The sequence below is a fragment of the Massilia sp. LjRoot122 genome (genome assembly GCF_964252725.1).
Classification (GTDB): Bacteria; Pseudomonadota; Gammaproteobacteria; order Burkholderiales; family Burkholderiaceae_D; genus Telluria.
In genome coordinates this window covers 250,857-274,627 of record NZ_CAXUPB020000001.1, presented here as the reverse complement: position 1 = coordinate 274,627, position 23,771 = coordinate 250,857, and the positions used below count along the sequence as shown (strand labels likewise).

At 64.5% G+C, this 23,771-nt stretch carries 22 protein-coding genes and 1 rRNA gene; 14 read left to right on the top strand and 9 right to left on the bottom strand.

Annotation, left to right across the window (positions count from 1 at the left end):
- Positions 1-31: 31 nt before the first annotated feature.
- Positions 32-1,560, bottom strand: a 16S ribosomal RNA gene (locus tag ACSQ25_RS01235).
- A 364-nt stretch (positions 1,561-1,924) separates the two neighbouring features.
- Complete coding sequence (locus tag ACSQ25_RS01230; RefSeq protein WP_436103907.1) at positions 1,925-4,357, bottom strand: penicillin acylase family protein; 2,433 nt, start codon at positions 4,355-4,357, stop codon at positions 1,925-1,927.
- A 252-nt stretch (positions 4,358-4,609) separates the two neighbouring features.
- Between ACSQ25_RS01230 and ACSQ25_RS01225 the strand changes: the two genes are divergently transcribed.
- From ACSQ25_RS01225 to ACSQ25_RS01170, 12 genes are all read left to right on the top strand, one after another.
- Positions 4,610-5,785, top strand: a complete 1,176-nt coding sequence (locus ACSQ25_RS01225) for an OmpA family protein (protein WP_436103906.1) — start codon at positions 4,610-4,612, stop codon at positions 5,783-5,785.
- Positions 5,786-5,856: 71 nt separating this feature from the next.
- The gene (locus ACSQ25_RS01220; RefSeq protein WP_436103905.1) at positions 5,857-7,341 is read left to right on the top strand and encodes a DUF4080 domain-containing protein; all 1,485 of its coding nucleotides are present in this window, start codon (positions 5,857-5,859) and stop codon (positions 7,339-7,341) included.
- A gap of 48 nt (positions 7,342-7,389) precedes the next feature.
- On the top strand, positions 7,390-8,535 hold the full coding sequence (locus ACSQ25_RS01215; protein WP_436103904.1) for an MlaE family ABC transporter permease: 1,146 nt from the start codon (positions 7,390-7,392) through the stop codon (positions 8,533-8,535).
- Positions 8,535-9,389, top strand: a complete 855-nt coding sequence (locus ACSQ25_RS01210) for an ABC transporter ATP-binding protein (protein WP_436103903.1) — start codon at positions 8,535-8,537, stop codon at positions 9,387-9,389. The genes ACSQ25_RS01215 and ACSQ25_RS01210 overlap by 1 nt, the downstream gene beginning before the upstream one ends.
- 2 nt (positions 9,390-9,391) lie before the next feature.
- Positions 9,392-10,339: an MlaD family protein gene (locus ACSQ25_RS01205; RefSeq protein WP_436103902.1), complete on the top strand. Its 948-nt coding sequence runs from the start codon at positions 9,392-9,394 to the stop codon at positions 10,337-10,339.
- Between the two features lie 8 nt (positions 10,340-10,347).
- A complete protein-coding gene (locus ACSQ25_RS01200) occupies positions 10,348-10,980 on the top strand; it encodes an ABC-type transport auxiliary lipoprotein family protein (protein ID WP_436103901.1) in 633 nt (210 codons plus the stop codon).
- A complete protein-coding gene (locus ACSQ25_RS01195) occupies positions 10,977-12,158 on the top strand; it encodes a VanZ family protein (protein WP_436103900.1) in 1,182 nt (393 codons plus the stop codon). The genes ACSQ25_RS01200 and ACSQ25_RS01195 overlap by 4 nt, the downstream gene beginning before the upstream one ends.
- Positions 12,159-12,205: 47 nt before the next feature.
- Positions 12,206-12,532, top strand: a complete 327-nt coding sequence (locus ACSQ25_RS01190) for a (2Fe-2S) ferredoxin domain-containing protein (protein WP_436103899.1) — start codon at positions 12,206-12,208, stop codon at positions 12,530-12,532.
- Between the two features lie 17 nt (positions 12,533-12,549).
- Entirely contained in the window at positions 12,550-13,179 is a 630-nt protein-coding gene (locus ACSQ25_RS01185) for an alpha/beta hydrolase (protein WP_436103898.1), read from the top strand.
- A 99-nt stretch (positions 13,180-13,278) separates the two neighbouring features.
- Positions 13,279-14,424, top strand: coding sequence for a D-alanyl-D-alanine carboxypeptidase family protein (locus ACSQ25_RS01180; RefSeq protein ID WP_436103897.1), 1,146 nt, complete (start codon positions 13,279-13,281; stop codon positions 14,422-14,424).
- A 253-nt stretch (positions 14,425-14,677) separates the two neighbouring features.
- Positions 14,678-15,604: an aldo/keto reductase gene (locus ACSQ25_RS01175; RefSeq protein ID WP_436103896.1), complete on the top strand. Its 927-nt coding sequence runs from the start codon at positions 14,678-14,680 to the stop codon at positions 15,602-15,604.
- A gap of 11 nt (positions 15,605-15,615) precedes the next feature.
- Positions 15,616-15,927, top strand: a complete 312-nt coding sequence (locus ACSQ25_RS01170) for a metal-sensitive transcriptional regulator (RefSeq protein WP_436103895.1) — start codon at positions 15,616-15,618, stop codon at positions 15,925-15,927.
- On the opposite strand, the gene pssA is transcribed toward ACSQ25_RS01170, so the two are convergent.
- On the bottom strand, positions 15,928-16,716 hold the full coding sequence (gene pssA / locus ACSQ25_RS01165; RefSeq protein ID WP_436103894.1) for a CDP-diacylglycerol--serine O-phosphatidyltransferase: 789 nt from the start codon (positions 16,714-16,716) through the stop codon (positions 15,928-15,930).
- A 141-nt stretch (positions 16,717-16,857) separates the two neighbouring features.
- Between pssA and ACSQ25_RS01160 the strand changes: the two genes are divergently transcribed.
- Together ACSQ25_RS01160 and ACSQ25_RS01155 are read left to right on the top strand one after the other, a co-directional pair.
- A complete protein-coding gene (locus tag ACSQ25_RS01160) occupies positions 16,858-17,838 on the top strand; it encodes a CAP domain-containing protein (RefSeq protein ID WP_436103893.1) in 981 nt (326 codons plus the stop codon).
- Positions 17,835-18,437 (top strand): Hpt domain-containing protein, encoded by a 603-nt coding sequence (locus ACSQ25_RS01155; protein WP_436103892.1) that lies wholly within the window; start codon positions 17,835-17,837, stop codon positions 18,435-18,437. Before ACSQ25_RS01160 ends, ACSQ25_RS01155 begins: the two co-directional genes overlap by 4 nt.
- A gap of 523 nt (positions 18,438-18,960) precedes the next feature.
- On the opposite strand, the gene ACSQ25_RS01150 is transcribed toward ACSQ25_RS01155, so the two are convergent.
- The 6 genes from ACSQ25_RS01150 to rpmH all read right to left on the bottom strand — a co-directional run bounded on the left by ACSQ25_RS01150 (position 18,961) and on the right by rpmH (position 23,677).
- Positions 18,961-19,536 carry a DUF1439 domain-containing protein gene (locus ACSQ25_RS01150; RefSeq protein WP_436103891.1) on the bottom strand — a complete coding sequence of 192 codons (576 nt, stop codon included), beginning with the start codon at positions 19,534-19,536 and terminating at the stop codon, positions 18,961-18,963.
- A gap of 76 nt (positions 19,537-19,612) precedes the next feature.
- The gene (gene mnmE / locus ACSQ25_RS01145) at positions 19,613-20,989 is read right to left on the bottom strand and encodes a tRNA uridine-5-carboxymethylaminomethyl(34) synthesis GTPase MnmE (RefSeq protein ID WP_436103890.1); all 1,377 of its coding nucleotides are present in this window, start codon (positions 20,987-20,989) and stop codon (positions 19,613-19,615) included.
- Between the two features lie 230 nt (positions 20,990-21,219).
- Positions 21,220-22,863: a membrane protein insertase YidC gene (gene yidC / locus ACSQ25_RS01140; protein WP_436103889.1), complete on the bottom strand. Its 1,644-nt coding sequence runs from the start codon at positions 22,861-22,863 to the stop codon at positions 21,220-21,222.
- 10 nt (positions 22,864-22,873) lie between these two features.
- Positions 22,874-23,113, bottom strand: a complete 240-nt coding sequence (gene yidD, locus ACSQ25_RS01135) for a membrane protein insertion efficiency factor YidD (RefSeq protein ID WP_436103888.1) — start codon at positions 23,111-23,113, stop codon at positions 22,874-22,876.
- The gene (rnpA, locus tag ACSQ25_RS01130; protein WP_436103887.1) at positions 23,110-23,511 is read right to left on the bottom strand and encodes a ribonuclease P protein component; all 402 of its coding nucleotides are present in this window, start codon (positions 23,509-23,511) and stop codon (positions 23,110-23,112) included. The genes yidD and rnpA overlap by 4 nt, the downstream gene beginning before the upstream one ends.
- A gap of 31 nt (positions 23,512-23,542) precedes the next feature.
- Positions 23,543-23,677: a 50S ribosomal protein L34 gene (rpmH, locus tag ACSQ25_RS01125; RefSeq protein ID WP_040378179.1), complete on the bottom strand. Its 135-nt coding sequence runs from the start codon at positions 23,675-23,677 to the stop codon at positions 23,543-23,545.
- Between the last annotated feature and the right edge of the window lie 94 nt (positions 23,678-23,771).

Sequence of the window (23,771 nt, the reverse complement as noted above, 5' to 3'; positions counted from 1 at the left end):
TGATGAGTACTAGACTCTGGTGCTACTCTAGAAAGGAGGTGATCCAGCCGCACCTTCCGATACGGCTACCTTGTTACGACTTCACCCCAGTCACGAATCCTACCGTGGTAAGCGCCCTCCTTGCGGTTAAGCTACCTACTTCTGGTAAAACCCGCTCCCATGGTGTGACGGGCGGTGTGTACAAGACCCGGGAACGTATTCACCGCGACATGCTGATCCGCGATTACTAGCGATTCCAACTTCATGTAGTCGAGTTGCAGACTACAATCCGGACTACGATACACTTTCTGGGATTAGCTCCCCCTCGCGGGTTGGCGGCCCTCTGTATGTACCATTGTATGACGTGTGAAGCCCTACCCATAAGGGCCATGAGGACTTGACGTCATCCCCACCTTCCTCCGGTTTGTCACCGGCAGTCTCATTAGAGTGCTCTTGCGTAGCAACTAATGACAAGGGTTGCGCTCGTTGCGGGACTTAACCCAACATCTCACGACACGAGCTGACGACAGCCATGCAGCACCTGTGTGAAGGTTCCCTTTCGGGCACTCCCAGATCTCTCCAGGATTCCTTCCATGTCAAGGGTAGGTAAGGTTTTTCGCGTTGCATCGAATTAATCCACATCATCCACCGCTTGTGCGGGTCCCCGTCAATTCCTTTGAGTTTTAATCTTGCGACCGTACTCCCCAGGCGGTCTACTTCACGCGTTAGCTGCGTTACCAAGTTAATTAAAACCCGACAACTAGTAGACATCGTTTAGGGCGTGGACTACCAGGGTATCTAATCCTGTTTGCTCCCCACGCTTTCGTGCATGAGCGTCAATCTTGACCCAGGGGGCTGCCTTCGCCATCGGTGTTCCTCCACATCTCTACGCATTTCACTGCTACACGTGGAATTCTACCCCCCTCTGCCAGATTCAAGCCTTGCAGTCTCCATCGCAATTCCCAGGTTGAGCCCGGGGCTTTCACGACAGACTTACAAAACCGCCTGCGCACGCTTTACGCCCAGTAATTCCGATTAACGCTTGCACCCTACGTATTACCGCGGCTGCTGGCACGTAGTTAGCCGGTGCTTATTCTTCAGGTACCGTCATTAGCCGAGGATATTAGCCCCAACCGTTTCTTCCCTGACAAAAGAGCTTTACAACCCGAAGGCCTTCTTCACTCACGCGGCATTGCTGGATCAGGCTTGCGCCCATTGTCCAAAATTCCCCACTGCTGCCTCCCGTAGGAGTCTGGACCGTGTCTCAGTTCCAGTGTGGCTGGTCGTCCTCTCAGACCAGCTACTGATCGTCGCCTTGGTGAGCCTTTACCTCACCAACTAGCTAATCAGATATCGGCCGCTCCAAAAGCATGAGGCCCGAAGGTCCCCCACTTTCATCCGTAGATCGTATGCGGTATTAGCGTAACTTTCGCTACGTTATCCCCCACTTCTGGGTACGTTCCGATATATTACTCACCCGTTCGCCACTCGCCGCCAGGTTGCCCCGCGCTGCCGTTCGACTTGCATGTGTAAAGCATGCCGCCAGCGTTCAATCTGAGCCAGGATCAAACTCTTCAGTTCAATCTCTGTTTGTTGACACTTTCGTGTCACCCTGATTTCTCAGGGGTCGCTCACTCAAGATACTGACCGTCGCTCATTGCTGAGCAACGTTAATACTTTTGTGAACATTTGATAATTTAAGTATTCACTGACCGAAGTCAGCGGCACCTTCATCAAACGCCCACACTTATCGACTGTTAATTGTTAAAGAACCGTTGTTCTGTCTCTTGCTATCGCTGCGAAGCGTTGTGTTCGTCAGCAGCAGAGGAATGAGATTATGCGCGATCTGATGAGTGTCGTCAACACCCATTTTTTGAAGTGTGCGTCGGATTCGCCAAAAAAATACGGCGCCTGCGGCGCCGCATTCCTGCAGCTTCCCCGCGGCCTAGTCCCGCAGCGTCATGCTCGTGTAGTGAGGGTCAGCCTGGATCCTGTCGGGCGTGAACGGCAGCACCGGCCATCCCTTGCGTGAGTACACCTTGGTCTGATCGGCATACCAGGGCGACTTGGGATCGGTCGACTGGCCGTAGGTCAGCATCGCCTGGGCCACCGGGCCCCGCTCGTCGAAACCGACGGTCTGGATATAGCTCTGGCCCCAGTACACACCCAGATAGCCGGCCGGGGTCAGCGGCGTGGCCATGGTCAGCGAACTATAGCTGCCTTCCTCATCGCCATTCCCGCCATGCAGAGGAATACGCACACCATTGCGCGGCTCCACCTGGTAGTCGCCGAGCCGGCCGTCGAGCGGCACGCCGAGCGAGTCCAGCTTCGCAGCCGCAGTACGTAAGGCTACCAGCATGGCCGGCATCGCCGCCGGCGCCACGCCGTGCGGGGTATGCACCGGGTCGGCCGGATCGAAAGGCGTGGCCCACTTGTTCGGAATCCGGGAGGCGATGCTCCAGAATTCACGGAACAGGACTGCACCACGGCTGTCGACGTCGGCGCGGCGGTCCCAGGCCTGCAAGGTGTTGCAGGCGCGGTGAGACAGCTCATTGCTGAGGGCGGCGCAGGCAGTCAGCAGTTCAGGCAGCACCAGTTCGGCCGCATGGACGCGGTTCGAGAAGGCCAGCGCCTGCATGTCCGCCAGGCCCAGCCTGCGCTTTTGCGCCAGCATCTCCTCGAGCTGGCGGAAGCCGAGGCGGGTACGCAGGCTCTGTTCGATACCGGCGCTGCCATACAGCGGCGAGTAGCCGAAGGGCGCGGGGCCGGTCAAGCGCTCTTTCGGATTGGTCAGCCAATAGCTGTCGTTGGAATTGCCGACATAATCGGTGCGCATCATCCAGGGCGCGTTCTTCGGCGAGTAGATGCCGCTTGGCGCACCCGCATCCTGGCCCCAGGCGCAGCTGCTGCGCGAACCGTCGAACATCAGGGCGGCTTCCAGCAGCAGGCAGCCGTTGATGAACTTGTCCGTATTCATATGCGGCACCACGCTGGCGTCCGCATACAAGGTATTGCCGTCGCGGTCGGCCGCGATCGTGTTCACCCAGGGCAGGCCCACCACCTTGTCGAGCGAAGCCTTCAGTTCGCGCACGCTGCCGGCCGTGCCGATGCCCAGCCATTGTTCCAGCATGCGGGTATTGTTGCGGTTCGGGTCCGCCAGCACGAAGGCGGCGGCCGAGCTCCAGCTCATGCCGGCTTCGGGACGGACGATGACGGCGCCCTGGTGGCTGAAATAGAAGGCCTTGCTGCGCCGGCTTACCGAACCGTCAGGCTGCAGGGCTTCAACGGTGACGGTCTTGGAGCGCATCTTGCGCCGCTCGCCATCGAACAGGTAGGTGGTGCCGGTCGGGTCACCGGCGTCCAGCGCCAGGCGGAAGGTGGTGAAATGGTAGGCGGTGGTCACAGTGTGGCTCCAGGCCACGTCGCGGTTGAAGCCGATGACGACCGCCGGCACGCCGCCGATGATCACCCCCATCGCGTCGTAGCGGCCCGGGACCGTCAGGTGCGCCTGGTAGAAGCGGTCGGTGGTGGTCCATGGGAAGTGCGGGTTGCCGAACAGGAGACCACGGCCGTTGCTGGACGCGTCCTTGCCGACCGCCAGCGCATTGCTGCCGATGCCCTGGCGCTTGAGCTGTTCGAGCTGGGCCACCAGGCTGCGGGTATCGAGCTTGCGCGGTGATGCCTTGGCCAGACTCACGGTCGCGCCGGGGATGCGGCCCGCAGCGACGAAATCGGCGGCGAAGACCTGGCCGGAAGCATGCAGCGCCTTTTCGGCCACCACCAGGGCCATGTCGTCGAAGCTCATCGGCTTGACCCACTTGGCGCCGGCGCAGGCGGCGGGCAGCTTGCCGGCATAGTCTTTCAGGTAGCGGTTATAGCCATCGACAAAACCTTCGAGCAGCTGGCGCGGCTCAGACGGGCCGGCGGCATAGTCGGCGCGCAGGCGGTCGAGGTCGAGATAGCCCTTGAAGAAGAAATCGCTGTCTTCATTCTTCAAATCCATGAAGCCGCTGCCGCCCCCGTATTCGTCGCCGGTGCGCTGGCGCGGACGCGCCTCGGCGCCGAAGTACAGCGAGCGCTCGCCGCGCACGGTCAGCAGCGAATCGGCAAACATGCAGACGTTATCCTGGGCATAGGCATAGGCCAAGCCGTAGCCGAGGCTGCGGAAGTCCGTGGCCCGCACATGCGGCACACCGTGGGTCGTGCGGGCGACATCGACCTTGATACGGGCGACGGCCTCTTTATTGGAGGCAGTCTTCGACATCGCCGCCGACTGCCCGGCCTCCTGGCCGCGGCCGCAGGCGCCCAGCGCCAGAGCGATCGTCGTTGTGAACAGAAGCCTGAGGGGAAGCTGGAATGCGCTGGTCCGGGCTTGCATGAGAACCTTTCTGCGGCGATGGCAAGAGTTAACAGTTGAATAACGCGTCACTTTAACTCTGAAGCATCGCGCGCACGATATGCGAAAGGCATGAATTGATGAGCATAAGAGGGAGGAAGTTGCTGTTGTTATTTTGAGAATATTTCTCTTTATGCGAGATAACGAACAGAAAGGAAGATGCCGAAAGGTAATACTTCACTCAGCAATTCACCCAAGTCTTTAACCCTGTCATCGCATATCGAACCTAAAAAAATGAAAACTTCCAGCAAACTCGCCGCACTGATCGCCCTCGCCTGCGCAACCATGATGAGCGCCCACGCAGCGCCGCAGGACACCGTCGCCCAACAGCCAACCGACACCAGCAGCAGCTTCGTGAACCCTGACTGGGCCAACAGCGCCTGGTACATGGGCGCGGGCATCGGCCGTACGCGCGCCAAGATCTATGACAACGACCTGGCGCGCCGCATGTCCCAGGCCGGCCTGCCCCTGACTTCCTATACCGCGGACAACCGCGACAAGGGCTACAAGTTCTTCGTCGGCAAACAGTTCAACCGCTACTTCGCAGTCGAAGGCGGCTACTTCAACCTGGGCGAATTCACCTTCGAAGCCGGCACCACCGCCAACCGCGTGCTGCGCGGCGAACGCGAGTTCCGCGGCTGGAACCTGGACCTGGTCGGCCAGCTGCCGCTGACCGAGCGCTTCTCGCTGCTGGGCCGCGCCGGCTGGCAATACGCGAAGTCGCATAACCATTACACCGGCAACGTGCTGAATGCCGTCATCACGCCGAATCCGGAAGGCGGCCGCCGCGCTGCGAAATTCGGCCTGGGCGCCGAGTTCAAGTTCACCGAAGCGCTGGCACTGCGCGCCGAAGTCGAACGCTACCGCGTGAAAGATGCCGTGCAAAACCGCGGCGACGTCGACATGGCGTCCCTGAGCCTGGTCTACAAGTTCGGCCGTCCGGCCAAGGCCGCCTACGTCGCACCGGCACCGGTCGAAGTGGCCCCGGCACCTGCACCGGCGCCAGTCGCCGCCCCGGTCCAGCCGGCACCGGAACCGGTTCCGACCTCGGAAAAAGTCTCGATCGCGGCGGAAGCCCTGTTCGACTTCGACAAGGCGATCGTCAAGCCGGAAGGCAAGGCGGCACTGGATGAGTTCATGTCGAAACTGGAAGGCCTGAACACCGAAGTCATGATCGCCGTCGGCCACACCGACTCGGTCGGCACCAACGCCTACAACGACAAGCTGTCGCTGCGCCGCGCCGAAGCCGTCAAGGCCTACATGGTGTCGAAAGGCCTGGATCCGGCCCGCCTGTACACCGAAGGCAAGGGCGAGACCCAGCCGGTCGCCGACAACGCTACCGCCGAAGGCCGCGCCAAGAACCGCCGCGTGACCATCGAAGTGGTCGGTACCCGTACCGTCAAGCAATAAGCTGAAGTATCGCCCAGGGAAGCATTCGCTTCCCTGTATTCGGCGCCCGCGCATTCGGTACAATGCGCGGGATGACCATCCTGCTTTCCACGCTCAACGCGCGCTACACCCACGCTTCCCTCGGACTCCGTTATCTGCTGGCCAACATGGGCCCGCTGCAGTCGGAGACGCGCATCCACGAATTCGTCATCGGCGCCAAGACCAGCGACCTGGTCGAGCGCATCCTGGCCCACGCACCGCGCATCGTCGGCCTGGGCGTCTATATCTGGAACGTCGAGGAGACCACCCGCCTGGTGGCCATGCTCAAGCGCGTGGCGCCGCAGGTGACCGTGATCCTGGGCGGCCCCGAGGTCTCGCACGAGACCGGCGAGCAGGAGATCGTGCGCCTGGCAGACTACGTGGTGACCGGTTGGGGCGACGTGACGTTCCCCAAGCTGTGCGGCGAGATCCTGAACGGCCCCAAGCCGCTGATGAAGGTGCATGCCGGCGTGCAGCCGCCGATGGCGGAGATCGCCCTTCCCTACTCTTTATATAGTGACGAGGACATCGCCCACCGCACCCTGTACGTGGAAGCCTCGCGCGGCTGCCCGTTCAAGTGCGAGTTCTGCCTGTCCTCGCTCGACAAGACCGCCTGGCCCTTCCCGCTCGACGCCTTCCTGGCCGAGATGGAGTCGCTGTATGCACGCGGCGCGCGCCTGTTCAAGTTCGTCGACCGCACCTTCAACCTGAACGTCAAGACCAGCCTGCGCATCATGCAGTTCTTCCTCGACAAGCTGGAAGCGAACCCGGATGACCCGGTCTACGCCCACTTCGAGCTGGTTCCCGACCACCTGCCGGATGCCCTGAAGGACAGCATCGCCAAATTCCCGCCGGGCGCCCTGCAGTTCGAGATCGGCATCCAGAGCTTCAACCCCGAGGTGCAGGCCCTGGTGAGCCGGCGCCAGGACAATGCCAAGGCCGCCGACAACATCCGCTGGCTGACCGAACACTCGACCACTCACCTTCACGTGGACCTGATCGCCGGCCTGCCGGGCGAGGACGTGGCCAGCTTCGCGCGCGGCTTCGACCAGCTGGTCGGGCTGGGCGCCCAGGAAATCCAGTTCGGCATCCTCAAGCGCCTGCGCGGCACCCCGATCATCCGCCACACCGAGCCCTTCGGCATGGTCTACGATCCCTATCCGCCCTATACCGTGCTGGCGACCAGCCTGATCGACTTCCCGGCCATGCAGCGCCTGGTGCGTTTCGCCCGATACTGGGACCTGGTCGCCAATTCGGGCCGCTTCGCCAATACCACGCGCGCGCTGCTGGCGGACGCCCCCTTCGACAACTTCATGGCTTTTTCAAGCTGGATCTACACCAAGACCGATGCCACCCACCGCATCGCGCTCGAGAAGCTGGCGAAGTTGGTGCAGGAATGGCTGCAGCTGCGCGGCATGGGACGCGCGGAGGCCGCGGCGCTGCTGGCCAGCGACTATGCGGGCAAGGTCGACACCGCCACGGTGCATACGCCGGTGGCCGCAGCGCCGCAGCGCCAGGTGCGTCATCTTGCTGCCTGACACGGTAACCGTGTAGCAGCGATAACGATTCTCTTTTACACTGGCGCAATGCAGATTGAAAACGCGCCAATATTAAGCATCCAGCATCCAGACAAGGCTTCGGGCAGCGGCGCGACCCAATCTATCGTGGCCAGCGGCGTCTGGCAGGTGCATACGCTGGGCCGGCGCGGCGTCCTCAAGGCGATCACCCGCACCCTGGCGGCGCTCAAGCACAAGCAGACGCTCGAATGGGACCTGTCGAACATCGAGCGTCTCGACCACGTCGGCGCCCAGATGTTCTGGAACGCCTGGGGCAAGCAGCGCCCCGAGCGCCTCACGCTCGACCCGCAGCACGAAGAACTGTTCGGCCGCATCGAGAAGGCCAGCGCCATCAAGCTGCCGCGCCACCGGGTCAGCCCGCTGAACTGGCTGATCGTCCTGGGCGGCGGCGTCCTGTCCTTTTTTGAACACCTGCGCGGCTTCGTCGGCCTGATCGGCCAGCTGGTACTGGACTTCGGGCGCTTCATCCGCCGCCCGCAGGCCGGTCCCTGGCGCGAAATCTCGGCCAACATCTACCACTCCGGCTTCCAGGCGCTCGGCATCACGGCCATGGTCGGTTTCCTGATCGGGGTCGTGCTGTCCTTCCTGTCCTCGCAGCAGCTGCGCATGTTCGGCGGCGACATCTACATCGTCAATATCCTGGGCATGTCCGTGATCCGCGAACTCGGCCCGCTGCTGGCGGCGATCCTGGTGGCCGGCCGCTCCGGTTCGTCCATCACCGCGCAGCTGGGCGTGATGCGGGTGACCGAGGAGCTCGACGCCATGCTGGTGATGGGCATCTCGCACGGCCAGCGCCTGATCATGCCCAAGGTGATCGCCCTGGCGATCTCGATGCCGCTGCTGGTGGTCTGGACCGATGCGATGGCCCTGATCGGCGGCATGGTCTCGGCCAAGATCGAGCTGGGCCTGTCGTTCCGCTACTTCATCCAGAAGCTGCCGGACGCGGTACCGGTGGTGAACTACACGATCGGCCTGCTCAAGGGCTGCGTGTTCGGCATGCTGATCGCGCTGGTGTCCTGCCACTTCGGCCTGCGCATCCAGCCGAACACCGAAAGCCTGGGCCGCGGCACCACCACCGCGGTGGTCACCGCGATCACCGTGGTCATCCTGGCGGACGCGGTGTTCGCCATCATCTTCAACGACGTGGGGTTCTGATGGCCGACATAAAAGACCGCCAGCCGCAGCGCCTGAACAAGCGCCCCGAGGAAGACGTCGGGCCACCGGTGGTCGAGATCCGCAACCTGTGGACGCGCTTCGGCCGCACCGTGGTGCACCAGGACCTGAACCTCGACATCTACGCCGGCGAGATCCTCACCATCGTCGGCGGCTCGGGCACCGGCAAGACCGTGCTGCTGCGCCAGATGCTGGGCCTGGAACATCCCTCGCAAGGCTGCGTCAAGGTGTTCGGCGAGGACATCACCCAGGCCGATCCGGAGCAGCTGCAGCACATGCGCAACCACTGGGGCATGCTGTTCCAGCAGGGCGCGCTGTACTCGGCCCTGAGCGTGTTCGACAACATCGCCTTCCCCATGCGCGAACTGCGCGCGCTGCCCGAGGACGTGATCCGCGACGCCGTGCTGCTCAAGATGGACATGGTCGGCCTCGGTCCCGAGCATGCCAACAAGATGCCGTCCGACCTGTCGGGCGGGATGGTCAAGCGCGCGGCGCTGGCGCGCGCCCTGGCGCTCGAACCCCAACTATTGTTCCTGGACGAACCGACCGCGGGGCTCGACCCCGACCTCTCGGATGCCTTCGTGGCGCTGATCCAGACCCTGCACAGTGAGCTGAAGCTCACCGTGGTGATGGTCACCCACGACCTCGACACGCTGTTCGCGCTGTCCTCGCGCATCGCCGTGCTGGCGGAAAAGCACGTGCTGGCGGTCGGGCCGGCCTGCGACGTGCTGCGGGTCGAGCATCCCTTCATCAAACACTTTTTCCTGGGCCCGCGCGGCCAGCGGGCACTCGAAGTGCTCGAAGAGCGCCAGGCCCAGAACGATTCGGAGGACTGAGTATGGAAAACAGGTCGTATGCCCTGATGACGGGCGTGTTCACGATCGCCCTGGTGGTTGCGGCGGTGCTGGCCGGGCTGTGGTTCAACCGCGACCGCACCGAGCTGCTGCCCTATGAGATCGTCACCACGCAGTCGATCCCGGGCCTCAACCCGCAAGCGACCGTGCGCTACCGCGGCCTGGAAGTGGGCCGCGTGGACGAGATCGTGTTCGACCCGCGCGTCACCGGCCAGATCCTGATCCGCCTGTCGGTCGAGAAGGATTCGCCGATCACCACCACCACCTTCGCCTCGCTCGGCTACCAGGGCGTGACCGGCATCGCCTTCATCCAGCTCGACGACGACCGTACCGGCTCGCCGCGCCTGGCGGCCAGCGAAGACCGGCCGGCGCGTATCCCGCTGCGTCCGGGCCTGCTCGACCAGCTGGAAAAGCGCGGCCTGGCCATCCTCGACAAGACCGAGCAGATCACCGAGAGCCTGGACAAGATGCTCGGCCCGGAAAACCAGAAGACCATCATCGGCGCCTTCGACAGCATCGGCAAGGCGGCCGACGCCTATGCCGCCATTCCGCAAAAGCTGGAGCCGACCATCGAGCGCATGCCGGCGCTCACCGCGAAACTCGAACGCAGCCTGAGCTCCTTCGACGCGGCGGCCGGCAACATCAGCGCCACCGCCAATAACTACAGCCAGCTCGCCACCCGCCTGCAGGCCCCGGACGGCCCGCTCGAGCGCCTGAACGGCGCGGTCGGCTCGCTGCAGTCGGCCACCAGCGAACTCGAACTCGAAACCCTGCCGCACGTCGTCCAAATGACCGACGAGGCGCGCGGCGCGCTGCGCGCCGTGAAGCGCACCGCCACCTCGCTGTCCGACCGCCCGCAGAGCATCCTGTTCGGCGCCCCGGGCGCCCAGCCGGGACCGGGCGAACCGGGCTTCGTGCCACCGACCAAATGAGGACCAACGTGACCGCTGATTTGCTTCGTTTTCCGATCCGCTCCCTGCTCGCCCTCGCGGCGTCCGCCGTCCTGCTGGCCGGCTGCGCCAGCAACAAGGCCCAGGAAAGCACGACCTATGATTTCGGTCCGGCCGCACCGAACAGCCAGCAGGCGGCCGCACCGGCAGCCTTGCCCGCGCTGGTCGTCATGGACGCCACCGGCCCGGCCGCCCTCGAGAACGAGCGCATGTACTACCGCCTGAACTACGCCGATGCGCTGCAGGCCCGCACCTATGCCAACAGCCGCTGGGCCAGCAACCCGCTGCAGATGCTCACCCAGCGCGTCAAGGCGCGCCTGGCGCAGTCGGGCATGAAGGTGCTGTCGGCCACCGACGCCTCCACCGGCGTGCCGCTGCTGCGCATCGAGGTGGACGACTTCGTCCACGGCTTCAGCGGCGTGAGCCAGAGCGAAGGCCAGATCACCCTGCGCGCCTCGCTGTTCAGCGACCACCGCCTGCTCGACCAGCGCAGCTTCACCCGGATCACGCCGGCCCCGAGCGCCGATGCTCCGGGCGGCGCGCGCGCCCTGGCCACCAGCACCGATGCCGTCGCGGCCGACATCCTGGCCTGGCTGGCGACGGTCGACACCCGAAAACGATGACCAAGCCAAACGCCGTCGTGGAGCAGCGCGAACGCCCGCGCGACGGACGCGGCTCGCCGATCGCACGGGCGGCGCTGCTGGCCTACCTGCTGCTGATCATCTACGCCAGCTGGTATCCGTTCACGGGCTGGCGCGACAGCGGCCTGCCGCTGTTCACCTTCCTCAACCTGGCCAAGCAGCGCTACTGGACCGGCTTCGACGTCGGCGTCAACGTGTTCGGCTACGTGCCGCTCGGCGTGCTGCTGGTGCTGTCGGTGTATCCGCGCCTGCGCGGCATCTGGGCGGTGCTGCTGGCGGCGCTCGGCGGCATCCTGGTCACGATCACGATGGAAGCGGTGCAGAACTTCCTGCCCAGCCGCGTGCCCTCCAACCTCGACCTCATCACCAATGCCGGCGGCTGCCTGCTGGGCGCCCTGCTGGGGGCCTGGTGGGCGCCCGGCCTGCTCGACCGCAGCCGCCTGTTCCAGCTGCGGCGGCGCTGGTTCGCGCCCTACGCCAGCCAGGGCCTGGTGCTGGTGGCCCTGTGGCCGCTGGCGCAGATCTACCCGCAAAGCTATCTGTTCGGCCACGGCCAGGTGCTGCCCATCGTCTCCGGCTGGCTGTCGCGCTGGTTCGACAGCGATATCGACCTGGTGAGCATGCTGCGTCCCGGTGCACCGATGACGGTGGAGCAGTACTGGCTGTCCGAGACCATCATCACGGCCTGCGGCATGACCGGCGCCGTGCTCACCCTCATGTGCCTGGTGCGCCGCAGCGCGCCGCGCTTCCTGCTGATGGTGATCTTCCTGGCCGCGGCACTGCTGGTCAAGGCGCTGGCCAGCTCGCTGCTGTTCCGGCCGGATAACGCCTTCGTCTGGGTGACGCCCGGCGCGGAAGGCGGCTTCATCATCGGCATGATCATGCTGGCCGGCCTGGTGTTCGCGCCCCAGGTGGCGCAACGCCGGCTAGCGGTCGTGACCCTGGTGTTCAGCCTCATCGTGGTCAACACGGTGCCGGTGAACCCGTATTTCGTCTCCACCCTGCAGGGCTGGGTACAGGGCAAGTTCCTGAACTTCAATGGGGCGGCCCAGTTCCTGTCGCTGATGTGGCCCTTCCTCGCGCTGTGGTTCCTGCTGCTCCCTTCGCACCAGTTGAACCGCCAGGAGCCGCGCCCGGTCCCGCCGGACCTGGCTCCCTAGGCATTTGCCGTATCATTGCGGCTGCAAACTTCTTTGACGAGACCGACATGAGCGACGAACAATCCTTCTACCAGCACCACGTCTTCTTCTGCATGAACGAGCGCGACGGCAAGGATGCGCGCCAGAGCTGCGGCAAGTGCGGCGCCGAGAAGGCCCAGAAGCACGCCAAGAAGCGCATCAAGGAACTCGGCCTGAGCGGCCAGGGCAAGGTGCGCATCAACCAGTCCGGCTGCCTCGACCGCTGCGAGGAAGGCCCGGTACTCGTGGTCTACCCGGAAGGCACCTGGTACACCTACGTGGACACCTCCGACATCGACGACATCATCGACACCCACCTGGTGGGCGGCAAGGTCGTGGAACGCCTGAAAATCTGATCAAGCATTGATAAGTAATGAATAAGTATTCGCACAAGTTTACCCTCGACGGCCACGCCGGCAAGATGCAGTGCATCCTCGACCTGCCGGAAGGCGAACCGCGCGGCATCGCGCTGGTCGCGCACCCGCACCCGCTGTATGGCGGCACCATGGAAAACAAGGTGGCCCAGACCCTGGCGCGCACCTTCGTCACCCTCGGCTACGCCACCGCGCGCTTCAACTTCCGCGGCGTGGGCGAGTCGGAAGGCGTGCATGACGACGGCCGCGGCGAGGTGGACGACATGGACGTCATGTACAAGCACATGACGCAGCAGTACCCGGGCCTGCCGGTGGCGCTGTCCGGTTTCTCCTTCGGCACCTTCGTGCAGGCCCAGTTCCAGCAGCGCCTGATCGCCGAGGGCCGTCCGGCCGAGCGCCTGGCGCTGGTCGGCACCGCGGCCGGCAAGTGGCCGATGCCGCCGGTCCCGCTTGATACCATCCTGATCCACGGCGAACTGGACGATACGATCACGCTGCAGGAAGTGTTCGACTGGGCGCGCCCGCTCGACATCCCCGTGACCGTGATCCCGGGCGCCGACCACTTCTTCCACCGCAAGCTTGGCCACATTAAAAATCTTGTCGTAGAAATGTGGCGGCGTGACATTTGACCCCGTCGCTGTGCAATAATTAGGCTCTTCTCTTGAGGCAATACCTGACGGTATTGCCTTGCGCACTTCCGCATTAGCATTTTTTACAGAGCGACCCCCATGAAAAAACTGTTAGCGGCCGTGGCCGCCAGCCTGCTGATGGCTTCGGCCAGCGCACAGACCGTCCCCGCGCCGACCGTTGCCGCCAAGTCCTGGCTCCTGCTCGACGCGACCAGCGGCCAGGTCATCGCGGCACAAGACCCCCACGCCCGTATCGAACCGGCTTCGCTCACCAAGGTCATGACGGCCTACGTGACCTTCGCCGCGCTGCGCGACAAGCGCCTGACGCTGGACACCATGGTCAACGTCTCGACCCGCGCCTGGAAAGTCGACGCCAGCAGCTCGAAGATGTTCATCGATCCCAAGGTGCCGGTGTCGGTCAACGACCTGCTGCACGGCCTGATGATCCAGTCGGGTAACGACGCGGCGGTGGCGCTGGCGGAAGCCGTGGCCGGCGACGAAGGCACCTTCGTCACGCTGATGAACCGCGAAGCCCAGCGCCTGGGCATGAAGAACACGCGCTGGGCCAACCCGCACGGCCTGCCGGACGCGAACAACTTCTCGACCGCGAGCGACCTGTCGATCATGGCGGCCAGCGTGATCCGCGACTTCCCCCAGTTCTACAAAATCGACTCGGTCAAGCAGTTCACCTACAACAAGATCACCCAGCAGAACCGCAACCGCCTGCTGTGGCTGGACCCGACCGTGGACGGCATGAAGACCGGCCACACCGATTCCTCGGGCTACAGCATGATCGCCTCGGCACGCCGCCCGAACGGCAACGCCGGCCAGCGCCGCCTGATCTCGGTGGTGCTGGGCACCGCCTCGGATGCGGTGCGCACCCAGGAGAGCCAGAAGCTGCTGAACTGGGGCTTCCAGAACTTCGACACCGTCAAGCTGTACTCGAAGGGCCAGGCGGTGGCGACCCCGCCGGTGTGGAAGGGTTCGGAATCGACCGTGAAGATCGGCTTCAACCGCGACGTGCTGGTGACCGTGCCGAAGGGCGTGGCCGCGAAGATGAAGGCGGCCATCGATCGCAAGGATCCGCTGGTCGCGCCGCTGGCGCGCAATGCGCAGGTCGGCACGCTGAAGATCCTGGTCGACGGCAAGCCGCTGATCGCGCTGCCGCTGGTGACGCTGGACGAAGTGCAGGAAGCGAGCATCTTCGGGCGTGCCTGGGATTCGATGCGTCTCTGGATGCAGTGATCTCCTGATCGTTCCTGAAAGCCCGCCCGTGCGCAAGCCGGGCGGGCTTTTTTTTTCTTGCGTTTGTGGTGAAGGAAGCGCGGTGGGTCGCAACGAACTTGGATCCCGGCCTTCGCCGGGATGACGTGCTGAAAGTACCACTTAAGGATGAGCCGTCGTTCCGGCGAAGGCCGGAACCCAAGTTTGCGTGCACGCCAACAGCCTATCCCTGCACCGCTATAATCGTGCAATTAAGACCACAGGACCCACCGCGATGACCCACCCGCTCCCCGCCGACCTGCACTGCCCCCGCATCACCACGCGCGAGGGCGGCCCCGAACTGTCACGCATCGTGGCCGGCATGTGGCGCATGAACGAATGGGGCATGTCGGTCGAACAGCGCGTGGCCTTCGTCGAGCAGTGCATCGAACTCGGCGTCACTTCCTTCGACCATGCCGACATCTACGGCGACTACGGCGTCGAAGGCGTGTTCGGCGAAGCCCTGCGCGCCCAGCCTTCGCTGCGCGAGCGCATCGAGCTGGTGAGCAAGTGCGGCATCAAGCTGATCTCCGAAAAATACCCGCAGCACGGCATCCAGCATTACGACACCACGGCCGGCCACATCATCGCCTCGGCCGAGGAATCGCTGCGCCGGCTGGGGACGAGCCACCTCGACCTGCTGCTGATCCACCGCCCCGACCCGCTGATGGACTTCGACGAGGTCGCCGAAGCCTTCACCCGACTGCAGCAGAGCGGCAAGGTGCGCCACGTGGGCGTGTCGAACTTCACGCGCCACCAGTTCGAATGCCTGAACCGCCGCGTGGCCCTCGCCACCAACCAGGTCGAGTTCTCGCCGATGTTCACAACACCGATGTTCGACCAGACCTTCGACGGCATGCAGGACCTGCGCATCGCGCCGATGATCTGGTCGCCGCTGGGCGGCGGCCGCCTGTTCACATCAAGCGATGCGAATGCCGCCAATGTCCGCGCGGTGGTCCAGGAAATCGCCGACCGCATGCAGAAGCCCTTCGCCAGCGTGCTGTTCGCCTGGATCATGCAGCTTCCGAGCCGTCCGATCCCGCTCACCGGCACCGGACGCTTCGAAGCGATCCGCGAAGCGGTGGCGGGCACCGGCTTCCAGCTCGAACGCGGCGACTGGTTCCGCATCCTGCGCGCCGCGCGGGGACACGAAGTGGCCTGAAGGACAAGCACATGGCCGACACCCCGCTCAAGATCGTCGAGGGCAGCGCCCTCACCGCGCAGCAGAAGAAAGACCTGCTGAACCGGCTGGCGCGCATCGAAGGCCAGCTGCGCGGAGTGCAGAAGCTGGTGGCGCTGGCGGCCGGACCGTCGGACGTCGATGCCGTGGCCCAGCAGATGGCGGCGGCGCGCAAGGCGCTCGACCGCTCCTTCGTACAGTTGCTGGCGGGCGCGATCCAGACGCAAACGGCGACCGCCGCCGATCTCGAGGAAGGCAAGGCACGCGCCGCCCACCTGGCGGCCATGCTCGACAAGTTTGCCTGATCAGTCCTCGTAGACCACGGGCGGTGCGATGCCGCGCCAGCCGGTGCGCCAGGCGATATTCAGCAGCAGGGTCGCGCACACGTACAGCAGGAAGAACAGCACGAAGAAGCGCGTCTGCAGCACCGCCAGCAGCACCGCGCACACTGCCAGCAGCGCCAGCATCACCTTGCCGCGCGGGTGCTTCGAGCTCGGGAAGCGGATGGTCGACACCATCAGCGTCCCCACCACCAGCATCAGCGCCATGATCGCGAAACACTGCGCCATCGTGGTCGCCGGATCGGGCCAGGCCACCACCACCGAGGCCACGCAGGCCGCGCCGGCGGTGATCGGCATGCCGACGAAGTAGCGCGGGTCGGTGCGGCCCACCATGACGTTGAAGCGCGCCAGGCGCAGGGCGCCGCAGGCGACGAACACGAAGCAGGCCAGGCCGCCCATGCGCACCAGGGTCGGGTGGGCGGCACTTTGCTGCGCGAAGCCGTAGCAATACAACAGGAGGCCCGGCGCGCAGCCGAAGTTCATCACGTCGGCGATCGAGTCGAGCTGCACGCCGAAGCTGGACTGGGTCTTGGTGAGACGCGCGACGAAACCATCGAGCGCATCGAATACGCCGGCCAGCACCAGCAGGATTGCCGCCAGCCGGTAATCGGCGGGCGCGCCGACGTGCGCGTTGTCCACCGAGATCACGATGCTGCCGAAGCCGCAGGCGATCGACAGCAAGGTCACGAAGCTGGGCAGGGCGAACTTGGCGCGCGCGAGGTGCTCGCGGCTGGTGCGTTTGGTCGATGACAATTGAAGGCTCGGCAAGAAGGTCGATACCATATTCTACAGGGAGCGAAATAAGCCGGCCGTCGCGCAACAACGAGGCCAGCGTCTGCCTCTTTTTTGCTCTAGAATGTCGCTTCGTTTCACAGTATTGACAGGAGTTGCAACATGAGCTATATGCCCCGCTGGCGTTCCCTCATCGCCGCATTGGTGGCCGCGTCGACCCTGGCCGCATGCGGCGGTGGCGGCAGCGACAGCACGGGCGGCGCCGTCGCGTCCCCGACCGCGGTCACCCCACCGCCGACCACCAGCACTCCGAGCACCGTGCCGGATGCTTCCGCGCCGACGGCCACCAACGACATCGCCATCGATGGCCGCAACTGGATCAACTACCGCCGTGCCCAGGCCGGCGTGCCGGCGGTGACCGAGAACGTGCTGATCAACCGTGCGGCGCTGGGTCACTCCGAGTACCTGCGCATCAACAACCTGATGAGCCACGACCAGGTCGCGGGCAAGCAGGGCTTCACCGGCGCCACGCTGAAGGACCGCCTGAACGCGGCCGGCTATACCATCCCGGCCACCGGCTATGCCTATGGCGAGGTGATCTCGGCCGCGACCAACGGCACCGGTTTCTTCATGGCCGAAGAACTGATCACCGCGATCTACCACCGCTTCGTGATGTTCGAGCCGAAGTTCCGCGAGCTCGGCACCGGCGCCGCCATCAATTCCTCGAGCCGGTACAACTACTTCACCGCCGACTTCGCGACCCGCAACGGCTTCGGCCCCGGCATCGCCGCCAACACCGTCGTGACCTGGCCCTTCAACGGCCAGACCGGCGTGGTGCCGAACTTCTTCAGCGACACCGAGGAACCGGATCCGGTCGCGGGCATCAACAACGTGGGCTACCCGGTCAGCGTGCATGCGAACATCGACGCCCCGGTGACGATGCAGACCTTTACCATCCGTCCGCGCGGCGGCGCCAACCTGCAGGTGCAGGTAGTGAATTCGTCGGCCACCGCGTCGCAGCGCACCGCGATCGCGATCGTCCCGCTGGCGCCGCTGCAGGCCGCCACCACGTATGAGGTGAGTTTCTCCGGTACGGTGAACGGCGCCCCGGTGACCCGGGACTGGTCGTTCACGACGCGGTGAACCCGCTTCCCGCCTCAGCCAGCCCAGATCCGGCGCCGGCGCTCGACTCCGCCGCCGGCCTCGAACGGATGATGGGCGACCGCGCGATGTACCTGCGCGTCCTCACCCGTTTCCGTTCAGACTACGCCGACAACGTGGCACGCCTGCGCGCCGCCATCGCCGCCGGCGACACCACGCTGGCACACCGCATCGCCCATACCCTCAAGGGCGCGGCCGCGATGATCGAAGCGCGCGGCCTGCGCGCGCTGGCGGTGGACGTCGAACAGCTGCTGCGCGCCGGCGCACCGGCCGCTCCCCAACTGCTCGACCGGCTGGAAGCGGAACTGGCGCGGGTGATCGCGCACGCCGACGGCCTGATCGTGGCGCCCGCAGCAAACATTCCTCCGGAAGAAGCGGCCACGCTGGCCGAGAGCGATATCGCGCAGCTGCGCATGCTGCTCGACCTCGGCGACAGCGGTGCACAGGATTTCATGGCGGAGAAGCGCGCCGGACTGCGCACCCACCTGGGTGCGGCGCGCATGGCGGAACTGGAAGCGGCGCTGAGGGCCTTCGATTACGAACGGGCGCTGTCCATGCTGGACGCCCGGTCTAGCGTGTAAATTCCGCTTCCTCGTCGAACGAATCGGCGCAGGTCTTGCCGCAGAAACGGCGCACACTGTCGAGCGGTTTCTCGCAATACCAACACGAACCTTTCGCAGGCAGACTCGCTCGCGACGGCATAACGGTGCTCACTACCGCGGCCAGCACTGGCTCGCTTGCCAGCCCGTTGTCCGGAAAACTTTCCTGTGTCGTTTCCAAGATCCACCCCCTACACGACAAACTGAAGTCCAACCAAGATTACTTCAGCGGAACATCGTGCCCATGAGAAACCTCAAGCGCGGACCGCGGCGCATGCGCGCCACGGCAGTTCAGTGCCATTCCACTTCGCTCAGTGTGCGCCGAATGGACTGGCTCTGCAATCCTCGACGAACCCGTTGGGATGGCCGATGCAAGCTGCGAACAACACCCCTCCAAGGAGCTGCGCTGTATTTCGCCTCCGCCCCCCCAGATGCAAAAATAATATCCTACTGCTAATTTTTATGTACGCATTCTGCGTATGCGTGGCGCGAAAGCGACTGTGCGCTATTTCGCCGGCTCCAGCGTCACCAGCAAACCAGAACGTGTGGTTTCGATACGCGTCGGGATGTACTGGACGCCGGCATAACGCAGGTCACCCGGATTGAAGGTGTAGACCGGGGTGTCACGCACGACGGTGTCGATGAGAGAACTGGCCAGGCGTGCGATCTGGCGCTCGGCCTCGGGATTGGCGCCGATCGCCACCCGGTCGACGCGCGGTTCGGCCATCATCACGGCCGGGCGGCCGGGATCGACGTAGAGGCGGCCCGAGAAGGCCAGGCTGCCGCTCCAGGTATCGCGCGCGAAGGGCGGCGATACCGAGGCGTCCAGCGCCAGCGCGACCCGGCCGGGCTCCGGCTGGAGCGACAGCATCGGGCGCTGCAGGCGGATGTCGAACAGGCCCATCAGGGGATGGCTGAGGGGGAAGCGGCGTTCCAGGCCGGCCTGCAGCTTGTGCAGGGGGATCTCGACCTTGCGCGGGCCGCTCAGGCTGGCGCAGGAGGACAGCAGGACGCAGGCGGCCAACAGCGCGCCTGCATGCACCAGCCGGCGCTGCCGCTTGAAACCGTGAGTGATCGCCATCCTGCCTGCCCTCCTGTCCAGTCTGTAGGGTTTAGCCTAGCATGCCGGCACGCATCCTGCCGTGACGATACGATTGCTACTTGCCGATACAGAAGCGGCTGAAAATCACCCCCAGCAAGTCGTCCGGCGTGAACTGCCCGGTAATGCTCGACAGCTGGTCCTGTGCCAGGCGCAGCTCCTCGGCGAACAGGTCGAGCGACTGGTCGTCCTGCATCGCGTGCTGGCGCGCCAGCTCCAGGTGCTCGCGCGCGGCGCGCAGCGCGATCAGGTGGCGTTCGCGCGCCAGGTACAGCGATTCGCCGGTCTGCTGCCAGCCGGCGATGCGCAGCAGCTCGGTGCGCAGCAGGTCGATGCCGAGTTTTTCGTTGGCCGACAGGTAGAGGTGGGTCGCATCGGGCGACTCGTCCATCGACGGCTTGTGGCCCGACAGGTCGATCTTGTTCCAGATGCGCAGCACCGGCACGCCCTGCGGGAAGGCGGCGGCAATCTTCTCGTCCTCCGCGCTCGGCCCGAGGTTGGCGTCGAGCAGGTGCAGGATCACGTCGGCCTTGCCGACCTCGCCCCAGGTGCGCTCGATGCCGATGCGCTCGACCACGTCGATGCCCTCATCCGTGCGGATGCCGGCGGTGTCGACGATGTTGAGCGGGATGCCTTCGATCTGGATGGTCTCGGTGACCTTGTCGCGCGTGGTGCCGGCGATCGGCGTGACGATCGCGACGTCGGCGCCGGCCAGGGCGTTCAGCAGCGAGGACTTGCCGACGTTCGGCTGGCCCACCAGCACCACGTTCAGGCCTTCGCGCAGCAATGCTCCTTGCGCCGCCTGGCGGAACACGTTCTCGAGCGCCTCGATGATGCCGGCCAGCTGGCCGCGCGCATTCGATTTTTCGAGGAAGTCGATTTCCTCTTCCGGGAAGTCGAGGGTGGCCTCGACCAGCATGCGCAGATTGATGGTCTGGTCGACCAGCTCGTGCACCACCTGGGAGAAGGCGCCGGACAGCGACTGCGATGCGGATTTCGCCGCCGCTTCGGTGGAGGCGTCGATCAGGTCCGCCACCGCCTCGGCCTGGGCCAGATCGAGCTTGTCGTTCAAGAAGGCGCGGCGGGTGAATTCGCCGGGTTCAGCCAGGCGCAGGCCGAACGGCGCACCCGCCTCCAGCACACGCGCGAGCAGCATCTGCAGCACGACCGGGCCACCGTGGCCCTGCAGTTCGAGCACGTCTTCGCCGGTGTAGGAATGCGGACCCTTGAAGTACAGGGCCAGCCCCTCGTCGATCACGTCGCCATTGGCGGCCTTGAACGGGATGTAGGTGGCGTGGCGGGGGCTGAGCTTCACACCGGGGAACAGGGCGTCGATCAGTTCGGGCAGCGCTTTGCCGGAGGCGCGCACGACGCCGATGCCGCCGCGGCCGGGGGCGGTGGCGATGGCGGCGATGGGGGAGGTGTCGAGTTTCATGAGGGGATTGTAAGGGATACGGGTGCAAGGGGGCGGTAGTGGTGTTCTTGCAAAATTGGGTTCCGGCCTTCGCCGGAACGACGGATCAACTTGAGCAGGTCGTAGAAATATCCCTAGCTCGCACCCTTAAGACCGTCGTCCCGGCGAAGGCCGGGACCCAATTCCTATGCGCAGCCAAGAAGTAAAAAAGCCCGCGCAAGCGCGGGCTTCCACTATCCGAAGACCAGCGATTACTTCGCCGTGCCGCCTTCGAACTTCTTGGTGATGACCCACTGCTGCGCGATCGACAGGATGTTGTTGACCACCCAGTACAGCACCAGTCCCGACGGGAAGAAGAAGAAGATCACCGAGAACGCCAGCGGCATGAACAGCATCATCTTCGCCTGCACCGGATCGGTCGGCTGCGGGTTCAGCTTGGTGGTGATGAACATCGACACCGCGTAGATGACCGGCAGGATGAAGTAGGGGTCAGGCGCGGTCAGGTCGTCGATCCACAGGACCCACGGCGCGCCGCGCATCTCGACCGACGATTGCAGCACCCAGTACAGGGCGAAGAACACCGGCATCTGCACCAGGATCGGCAGGCAGCCGCCCAGCGGGTTGATCTTCTCGGTCTTGTACAGCTCCATGGTGGCCTGCTGCATCTTCTGCGGATCGTTCTTGTAGCGCTCGCGGATCGCCTGCATCTTCGGCGTCACCACGCGCATCTTGGCCATGCTGCGGTAGCCGGCCGCCGACAGCGGGAAGAAGGCCAGCTTGATCAGGACAGTCAGGGCGACGATGGTCCAGCCCCAGTTACCCAGCAGCGAGTGCAGGTGGTCCATCACCCAGAAGATAGGCTTGGCGATGATGGTCAGCATGCCGTAGTCCTTGACCAGTTCCAGGCCAGGGGCGATGGTTTCCAGGGTCTTCTCGTCCTGCGGGCCCGAATACAGGCGGGTGTCGTTCGACACGGTGGCGCCCGGCGCCACGGTGCCCAGCGGCTGCACGGTGCCGATCGCATACAGGTTGGTCGCGATCTTCTTGGTGAAGATCTCGCGCTGCGCCTTGTCGGCCGGGATGAAGGCCGACACGAAGAAGTGCTGCGAGATCGCGATCCAGCCGTTGTTGGCCTTCTTCGAATGCTGGACGCTGCCGTCTTCGATGTCGGCGAAGGTCAGCTTCTGGTACTTGTCTTCCGCGGTGTACAGGGTCGGGCCGGTGTAGCTCGACATGAACCACGAATCGTTGGCCGGCTTGTTGCCGTCGTGCTGCAGCTGCAGGTAGAGCGACGGCTGCACCGGTGCGGCGGTCAGGTTGGTCACATCGTGACGGATGCCGATGGTGTAGTCGCCCTTGCGGAAGGTGAAGGTCTTGGTCAGGCGCACACCGCCCTGCTCCGCATCCAGCACCAGCTGCACGGTGCCGTCGGCGGCGCGCGAGAGCGGACGGGCCACGAACGGGGTCGCGTGGTTCGGCATGACGCCGGCCGGGGTCGAGCCGACCAGGCCGGTCTGGCCGAGGTAGGTGTTGTTGCCACCCACGTTGAACAGCACCTTGTTCTTGGTCTTGTCGGTCTCGTCGGCGAAGTGCAGCAGCTCGAGGCGCTTGATGACGCCGCCGAGGGTGTCGATGTCGGCCTTCACCACGTCGGTGGTGATGGTGATGCGCTGGGTCGCCGGAGCCGCAGGTGCGGCGCCGGGCACGGCGGCGGCGCCTGCCTGGGCGGCGGCCGGCACGTCGTTCGGCTTGGCCTGCTGCTGCGCCACCTGGGCGGCGGGCGGGGCCGGCGAGAACAGCGACTGTTTACCGTTGGCCACCATCCAGTTGTTCCAGAGAACAATCAGGGAAATGGCGAACACGATCCACAGGACGGTACGTTTATTGAGTTCCATTGGAGTCTAGTCAGGAGTGTTTACAACCGCGAGCGGCTGGTGGTGGAACGAAATCGACCCCACCCGGGTTCCACGGATGGCAGCGGCACACGCGGCGCGCGGCCAGCAGCGAGCCGCGGGCGGCGCCGTGCACGCGCAGCGCTTCGATCGCGTAATTGGAGCAGGTCGGATAAAAACGGCATTTCTGCCCGAGCAGCGGGGACAGCAGCAGCTGGTAGCCGCGAAGGAACCAGACCAGCAGCGTCTTCATGGCGATGGCGGGGGCGTAGTGGCCCGGCGCGGGCGCTGGGAGGCGAACAGGCGGGTGAGCTCGGCGCGCAGCTCGGCCTTCAGAGCGCGCGTAGTAGCCGGCCCGTCCTTGCTGTTGACCGGCCGTGACAGGCGCACGATGCAATCGAACGGCTGCAGTTCGCTGGTGCGGAACAGCTCGCGCGTGACGCGCTTGATCGTGTTGCGGGTGACGGCGCGTGGTGCGAAACGCTTGGCCGCAACGACGCCCAGCCGCGCATGCGGCAGGGAATTAGGTCGGGTATAGAGCACGAAATGCGCGGATTTTTGCGCCGGCCGCAAACGAAAAACGGATGAAAACTCATCCGTTTTAACGATACGCCGAACGCGCGCGAAGTCGTGCGAACCTTCGCCTGTCATACCGACCGCGTCGATCTGGTCTAAGAAAAACTTAGACAGCCAGGCGCTTGCGGCCCTTGGCGCGGCGTGCGTTCAGGACTTGACGGCCACCACGGGTAGCCATACGTGCGCGGAAGCCGTGCGTGCGCTTGCGACGGACGACGGAAGGTTGGTAAGTACGTTTCATGGTGGTCTCGCTTAAAGCAAAAGAAAGTGCAAAATCGGGTCTGACGTCGTGTCAGGATTCGTCGCCAATGACAGTTCGCAGATGGTTAAGCCAG